The organism is uncultured Campylobacter sp. (assembly GCF_937997465.1).
Taxonomy (GTDB): domain Bacteria; phylum Campylobacterota; class Campylobacteria; order Campylobacterales; family Campylobacteraceae; genus Campylobacter_A.
The window spans coordinates 1-7045 of record NZ_CALKTQ010000089.1; the positions used below are offsets into that span (position 1 = coordinate 1).

General features: G+C 46.0%; 9 protein-coding genes. 8 read left to right on the top strand and 1 reads right to left on the bottom strand.

All coding sequences use genetic code 11. The annotated features are described in order from the left end of the window. The coding region (locus Q0546_RS02610; RefSeq protein ID WP_298790269.1) for a YigZ family protein at positions 1-295 on the bottom strand (295 nt) is incomplete at its 3' end. 96 nt (positions 296-391) lie between these two features. On the opposite strand from Q0546_RS02610, the gene Q0546_RS02615 reads away from it, so the two are divergent. The 8 genes from Q0546_RS02615 to Q0546_RS02650 form a co-directional block, all read left to right on the top strand. Next, on the top strand, positions 392-1975 hold the full coding sequence (locus tag Q0546_RS02615) for a cyclic peptide export ABC transporter (RefSeq protein ID WP_298790270.1): 1584 nt from the start codon (positions 392-394) through the stop codon (positions 1973-1975). Positions 1976-2031: 56 nt separating this feature from the next. Then, positions 2032-2301, top strand: a complete 270-nt coding sequence (locus tag Q0546_RS02620; RefSeq protein ID WP_002949591.1) for a DUF2470 domain-containing protein — start codon at positions 2032-2034, stop codon at positions 2299-2301. 277 nt (positions 2302-2578) lie between these two features. After that, positions 2579-3256 carry a TonB-dependent receptor plug domain-containing protein gene (locus Q0546_RS02625; RefSeq protein ID WP_297940344.1) on the top strand — a complete coding sequence of 226 codons (678 nt, stop codon included), beginning with the start codon at positions 2579-2581 and terminating at the stop codon, positions 3254-3256. Next, positions 3241-3645: a hypothetical protein gene (locus tag Q0546_RS02630; RefSeq protein WP_298790272.1), complete on the top strand. Its 405-nt coding sequence runs from the start codon at positions 3241-3243 to the stop codon at positions 3643-3645. Before Q0546_RS02625 ends, Q0546_RS02630 begins: the two co-directional genes overlap by 16 nt. A gap of 34 nt (positions 3646-3679) precedes the next feature. Continuing rightward, positions 3680-4669: a TonB-dependent receptor gene (locus tag Q0546_RS02635; protein WP_298790274.1), complete on the top strand. Its 990-nt coding sequence runs from the start codon at positions 3680-3682 to the stop codon at positions 4667-4669. 175 nt (positions 4670-4844) lie between these two features. Further along, positions 4845-5474 (top strand): MotA/TolQ/ExbB proton channel family protein, encoded by a 630-nt coding sequence (locus Q0546_RS02640; protein ID WP_298790276.1) that lies wholly within the window; start codon positions 4845-4847, stop codon positions 5472-5474. After that, positions 5452-5874: a biopolymer transporter ExbD gene (locus Q0546_RS02645; RefSeq protein WP_298790278.1), complete on the top strand. Its 423-nt coding sequence runs from the start codon at positions 5452-5454 to the stop codon at positions 5872-5874. Before Q0546_RS02640 ends, Q0546_RS02645 begins: the two co-directional genes overlap by 23 nt. A gap of 50 nt (positions 5875-5924) precedes the next feature. Beyond that, positions 5925-7045, top strand: a 1121-nt coding sequence (locus tag Q0546_RS02650; protein WP_298790280.1) for a TonB-dependent receptor plug domain-containing protein, incomplete at its 3' end; no start/stop codon positions are given.

A 7045-nucleotide genomic window follows, 5' to 3' on the forward strand; every position in this document is an offset into this window, starting at 1 on the left:
CGCCAAAATACCGAACTATTAGCGCGCCCGAGTTTACGAGCTGGGCGCCTCTAAGCGCGTTTAGCGAGGGTTGCCCGCTCGTGCCCTTTGGCTCGCCGTCGTCGCTTTGATTTTCCACTATCTGGCCGTAGCCGTTTCGTTCGCGCAGCGCCCACACGACGTGCGCGGCCTTTGGATGCTCGGCCTTTAGGCGCTCGTGCAAGGCCTTAAACTCGCAAATAGGACACAAAAAACACAAAAACGTCGATTTTTTGGCTTCAGTTTTGGTCGATACGACCCGCAAAACCGTTTGCAAATTTCTCCTTTAAATAAAGCCCGATTTTAGCGAAATTTTAAAAATATTCTTATAAAATGGCGGCTAAAATGAAATAAGCTCTCAAAAAGAATGAAAATGTTTAAAAAAATATCAAAAAAAACGCTTTGGCAAATCATCGCCATGATCGTATCTAGCGCCGTTTTTAGCGGCTCTGGGATCCTGATACTAGCCTTTATCAACAAATACCTCTTAAATTTAAAAGAACAAGACGCTCAAATTTTGCTCGCATTTTTTGCGCTTTTGATTTTATTTTTGGGCTTTTCGGTGCTCTCGCGCATCGCTCTTAGCGTAATCGGCAACGACTTTGTCTACGAGCTGCGAGCCAAAACGATAAAAAGGATCCTAGATACCGCAAATCAAAAAATCGTAGCCGCGGGCAAGTCAAATTTGATCGCCTCGCTCTCAAGCGACGTGCGCAGCCTAACCGACGGCTTTATGCAGGTGCCAAGCATCATCCAAGGCGTGCTCATCATCGGCGCGACGGGCGCTTATGTGCTTTATATCTCAGCCGAGATTTTCGTGTTTTTGGTGCTTTGGATGAGCGCGGCGACATGGATTTGCCGATACTTCATCAAAAATATCCACAAATACTACGAACAATGCCGTAACGGCGAGGATGCGCTATACCGCGACTATCAGACCTGCATCGAGGGACACAGGGAGCTTAGCTTAAATTTAGCCCGCGCGAAACGGCTTTTTTGGGACCGCTTTATCCCAAACGCAAAAAGCCTGCGCGAAAATATCGTAAAAGCCGAGATCCATCAGTCCTTTATGAGCAACTGGCTAAACACCGTGATGCTAGGCGCCGTGGGCATCGAGATATATTTTTGCCTAGCCTACGACGCCGCAAGCCTGCAAGACGCGATCACGGTTGCGCTAGCGATACTTTTTTTGCGAGCGCCCCTCATGATGCTGCTTTACTCGGTGCCTAGCGTATTTCGCGCGCGTATCGCCTACGAGCGGCTAAAAAAGCTAGACCTAGCGCCCTTTGAGCCGGAATTTGAGCTAGGCGAGACGGCTCCGCAAATTTGGCAAAAACTGCGCCTAAAAGATATAAATTTCGCCTATGACGAGGGGAGCGAATTTGCGCTAAAAGATATAAATTTAGAGGTTAGTCGCGGCGATACGGTATTTTTGATCGGTAAAAACGGTAGCGGCAAAAGCACGCTATTTATGATCCTAGCCGGGCTTCTAGCGCCAAAAAGCGGCGAGATGTTCGCAGATGACGTCAAGATCACCGAGTCAAATTTAAAAAGCTACGCAAACACGATTAGCGCGGTGTTTAGCGACTTTTATCTCTTTGACGAAGTGATGAGCGAGGATGAGGCACTAATAGAGGAGCTGCTAAAAAAGATGTCGATAGAAAATAAAGTAAGCGTCAAGGACGGGAATTTTAGCACGCTAAATCTCTCCCAAGGCCAGAAAAAGCGCCTCGCGATGGTCGCGGCGTTGCTTGAAAAGCGCAAATTTTTGATCCTTGACGAGTGGGCGGCTGATCAAGACCCCGAGTTTAGGCGGCATTTTTACACTGAGTTTTTGCCGGAGCTTAAAGCACAAGGCTACACGATTTTTGCGATCAGCCACGACGATGCGTATTTTGGTGCGGCGGATAAAATTTACGAGATAAAAAACGGCAAAATCGCGCTTATTAAGGGCTAAATTTCAGCTAAAGATGGTTAAAATAACGGATATCATTTTAAAATCAAGGAGACATAATGCAGCTAAGCGAAGAGGCAAGAGAAGCCAAAGAGATGGCGCTAGGTATGATGAATGATAACTTCATCGGCCTTACAGAGGATATGTGCGCGAAATTTGGCGGCTTTACGAACCCGCAAAACGTCAAAATGACCGATATCACCGAGGACGGCATGCACATCGCGTGCGATGAGGGCGAGGTCTTCGTGCCGTTTGAGAAAAAAGCCGAACTAACGGTCGAGAGCCTACGCGACGAGGTCATAAACATCGTAAACAGCATGGAGGGCTGAATCCTCCCCTTGCGCCTCTTTAGCCGGAGCGTAAATTTAGCGCGCTCGCTTGTTTTTACGCCAAATTTAACCCTCAAATTTAAACCCTTCCAAGCTTTACCTCGCATCAAATTTATTTTTAAAGCCTTTAAAATTTGTTCTTTAAATTTTACGATTTAAACGCTCAAAATCGTCTGCAAATTTAAACCCGAAATCCCACTCGAATTTCTATTTTATAAATTAAACTTACATAAATTGATTTTTATTATTAATTATGATAAAATCGAAGGGAGTTAAAATGAGCAAAAAAAGATTAGGCGCGCAAGGCGGCAAATTTATACTTTTGTCGCTAGTAGCAGCCGCGAGCCTAAACGCACAAACCCAAAACATCACGCTTGACGCCGCCATAGTAACGGCGACGGGTTTTGAAAGCACGCTAAAAGACGAGACTAGAAATATATTCGTCGTAACCAAAACAGACATCGAGGCCTACGGCTACCGCTCGGTAAAAGAGCTCGTAGAAAAGATCCCTAGCGTCGATTTCGTCAGCACCTCAAGCCTAGGCGAAAACATAGACATGCGCGGACAAGGTATGCGCGGAGACGGCGCGACGCCGACTATGGCCGTAAAAATCATGCTAAACGGAGTACCGATAAATATGGTCGATGCGGCGCATGGCATAATACCGCTTGAGATGATCGCGATCGAGGACATCGAGCAGGTCAAAGTGATGCCGGGAGGCGGAGCCGTGCTCTACGGCAGCGGCACTAGAGGCGGCGTGGTAAATATCATCACCAAGCAAAAGCCGCGAGATTTTTTCGCAAACGTGAGCTCCAAGATAGGCTCGTATAGCTACCGCGACGCCGCAGCCACCGTCGGCGGAAACGTGAGCGAGGATCTGTTTTTAAAATTTAGCGACAAGGCCTTCGGTCAAAAAGGCTACAGACACGACTACAAGGAGTGCAAAACTACCTAAGCGGCGGGCTAAACTACAAATTTAACGACTCTCACTCACTAAATTTGACGCCTAGCATATTTAAATCAAAAAGGAACGATCCGGGCACCCTAACCCAAGATCAAGTCTCGCAAAACCGCAGGCAAAATGCAAATAACGGCCTAACAAAGCTCTTTGAAAACGAGAAAATCGGCGTTAGCGCCGTTTACGAGGGCAAATTTAACGACTTTTACTCGGTAAATTTGATGCCGTATTATCAAAAAATCAAAATCAAAACCTCCTCGACCGAGTCGGCTCGCGGCGTGCGCTATCCATCGAAAGGGCTTTTTGGCGATAAAAAATACGGCGTAAATTTTAAAAACAAGCTCGACTACGGCAGCGGCGAGTTTATCTTCGGCTACGAACTATGAGCAAAACAAAGGCGAGAGAGAGTCGCACTACAAGGTGAAAACATCGCCGATAATAAGCCTAAAACACGACACGACGCTTGATCTACAAAAGACCACTCACGCGCTTTATTTTATGGAAAAGCATAAATTTACGCAGGTTTTTGATCTAAGCTTCGGGTATAGATTTGAGCGCGCGCAGTACGAGGCCAGCAGGGTTTCAGATATGAAGGGCTTTAGAAACGGCATGCCTTTTCCTCCGATGACTAGCTACAACGCCATAAGCGACGGCAGAGATATCGACAACCACGCGTTTGAGTTTACGCCAAATTTCAGATACTCAGACACCGGAAACGTATATTTTAAATTTGAGCGCGGCTACATCTCGCCCTCGCCTTCTCAGCTAACCGACAAAGATCAGATCACTAAACAATACAAATTTAACGACCTAAAATCGGAAAAATTTAACACCTACGAGATCGAGCTAAAAGATCACGTCGCAAGCATGCCGGTAAACGCTACCGTGTTTTTAACCGACACTAGCGACGAGATAGCCTATGTCGAGCTCGGGGCCAACCACGGAGACGCTTGGAAATACTACAACATCGCAAAAACTAGACGCTACGGATTTGAGTTTTTTAGCAGGCAAAATCTCTTTGATAGGCTGATTTTAAGCCAGTCCTACGCCTACGTAAACGCCACAATCAAAAAAGGCGATAACGCGGGCAAAGAGGTACCGTACGTCTCAAAACACAAATTTATATTCGGCGCGGACTACGAGATCGTGAGCGACTTGCACGTGTTTGCGGACTATAAATTTTACTCAAAGAAAAAGGACGTAAACTACGACAACATCCCATCTCGCAGCATCGTGGACGCAGGCCTTTCGTATAAATTTAAAAACGGATTTGGCATAACAGGAGGCGTAAAAAATCTCTTTAACAAAAAATACTACGACTACCAAGGCAAAAACAACCAAACCGGCATCTACGAGTATAGCCCGGCAAACGAGCGAAACTACTACGTAGAGTTTAAGTACACCTACTAAACCGCTAAATTTAGGGCTTTGTGTCCTAAATTTGCCTTTTTGGACGCTCTGTTTCTCTGCGAAAAGTTATTTGGATTTTGTTATCTAACGTTATGAAATACCGTCAAATTTTATTACCGATTAATGATAGCAGCGGTATAATAAACCGCTTTTGATAATTAATATTAGGATTAAAATGTTTGAGTATATAGAAGTCGGCGGTATATTTATGTGGCCGATATTTTGCCTCTCGGTGCTTGGCGTTGCGGTGCTTCTTGAAAAGGGAGCGTATTTTTTATTTATCGAAATAGACGCTACCAGCTCGTTTAAGATCAAGCTTTGCAATCTTATTTTAGAAGGCGACTACGCAAAAATCAAAGAGTTTTGCAAAAGCTACAAAAACTCGCTTGCTAAAACCGCGCTTTTCGTCGCGGAAAATTTGGGCGAAGGCGCTAGCAAAACGCAGATCGACTACATCGCCGAGGAGGCCGTATCCATGCAGCTAACCTCGCTTGAGCGGCGCACGTGGATACTGGGGCTTTGCGCGAGCGCGAGCCCGCAGCTAGGGCTACTGGGCACGATAGTTGGTATGATAAAGGCCTTTAGCGGACTTAGCGGCGGAGTGGACGCTCCGCTCGTAGCAGTCGGTATCTCCGAGGCGCTTTATACGACGGCTTTTGGGCTTATAGTGGCGATTCCTTGCGTGATATTTTTTCTCATGATTAGCAAGAAAATAGACTTCATCCTAAACGATCTAAACCGCATTATGAGCCTGTTTGGCCGCAGTTTTGAAAGGAGAAGCTGTGAAGTATGTCCGCAGAGATAAGACCAGATACGCCGGCATCTCGATGTTAAATTTGATCGACGTGATATTTGTGCTTTTGCTATTTTTTATGGTCACGACCTCTTTTAACAAATTTGCCCACATCGACATCGTCCTGCCCCAAAGCGCGTCAAATTTGGACGAAAAAGATACCAAAAACGTCGAGGTTTTTTATCTACTTAACGGCGAAGTGCTTTTGAGTATAAACGGCGAGCAAAAAAGCTTAAATTTAGCAGATCTAGCCGCGCAAATCGCAAATTTAACCCCAAAGCAAAAAGAGAGCGTCAAACTAAACGCAGATGAAGCGATAAACTACGGCGAGGTCGTAAATTTGATCTCTATTTTAAAAGATAGCGGCACGCAAAACGTCGAGCTAAATATCAAGAAAAAGCCCAAAGGATAGAAAATGAACCCGGTTTTATCTCCCTGTAAATTTAACCAAGGAGAACAACTATGATTGCTAAATCAAGCCAAGGAGCTATCGCGCTTTCGCTGATAGCAAGTCTAAATTTATACGCCGCAGAGGATAGCTCCACTAGACTAGACGCCACCGTCATAACTACGACTGGCTTTGAGAGCGCGCTAAAAGACGAGGTTAGAAACGTAACGGTAATAACCGCAAAAGAGATAGAGGACAGGGGATACCGCGATATCAAAGAAGCGCTAGAAAAAGCTCCGGGCGTCAGCCTAAACGGCAACAACGTAGATATGCGCGGACAAGGCTCCAGAAGGAGCTCGTCGGCTAGATCGACCACGACCGTAAAGGTGATGGTGGACGGCGTCGCGCTAAACATGATAGACACTACGCCTACTAGGATCCCCGTAGATATGATACCTATCGAGGACGTAGATAGGATAGAGATAGTCCCGGGAGGCGGCACCGTGCTATACGGTAGCGGCACGATGGGAGGCGTGATAAATATCATCACCAAAAAGAGCAAAAAGAAATTTTACGCAGGCGTCTCTAGCAAGCTAGCCTCATACTCCTATAAAGACGTAGCCCTAAACGTCGGCGGCGGAGTAACTGATGCGCTATCTTTAAAACTAAACGCGAAAAAATCGGACTCAAACGGTTATAGACGCGGAGATAAAACCAAAGAGGACTACGTCTCGGGCGGCCTAACCTATCAGATAACGGACGATCAGGCGCTATCTATAAACTCAAGCTATTTTAAAGACAAAAGCCGCACCACCGGCGCTCTAAGCAAAGCTCAGCTAGAGCAGGATAGAAGGCAAGCGGGATCAAGCAAAACCGACTTTCTAAACAAAAGAGTTAGCGTAAACGCCGACTACTCTATAAATTTAAACGACGCGCTGACGTTTAATCTATCGCCTTATTATCAAAAGCTAACCATGGACTCGTATAGCGCCTACAAAGACGGCGGCAGCGGAGCGCTAGGGCTAACCGACAAGCAAGCCGGGGCTAAATTTAAAGGCAAATACAGCTACGATAGCGGAGATTTTATATTCGGCTACGATTTTTTAAGACAAGAGGCCAAAAGATCTATACGCTCGAAATCCACCGGAAGACGCGGCCCTATCACTGTAAGCGCCGACGTCACGACCAAATTTGA

Coding starts and splice junctions, on each gene's coding strand:
- Q0546_RS02615 (WP_298790270.1), top strand. CDS start 392: ATGTTTAAAAAAATATCAAAAAAAACGCTTTGGCAAATCATCGCCATG.
- Q0546_RS02640 (WP_298790276.1), top strand. CDS start 4,845: ATGTTTGAGTATATAGAAGTCGGCGGTATATTTATGTGGCCGATATTT.
- Q0546_RS02620 (WP_002949591.1), top strand. CDS start 2,032: ATGCAGCTAAGCGAAGAGGCAAGAGAAGCCAAAGAGATGGCGCTAGGT.
- Q0546_RS02625 (WP_297940344.1), top strand. CDS start 2,579: ATGAGCAAAAAAAGATTAGGCGCGCAAGGCGGCAAATTTATACTTTTG.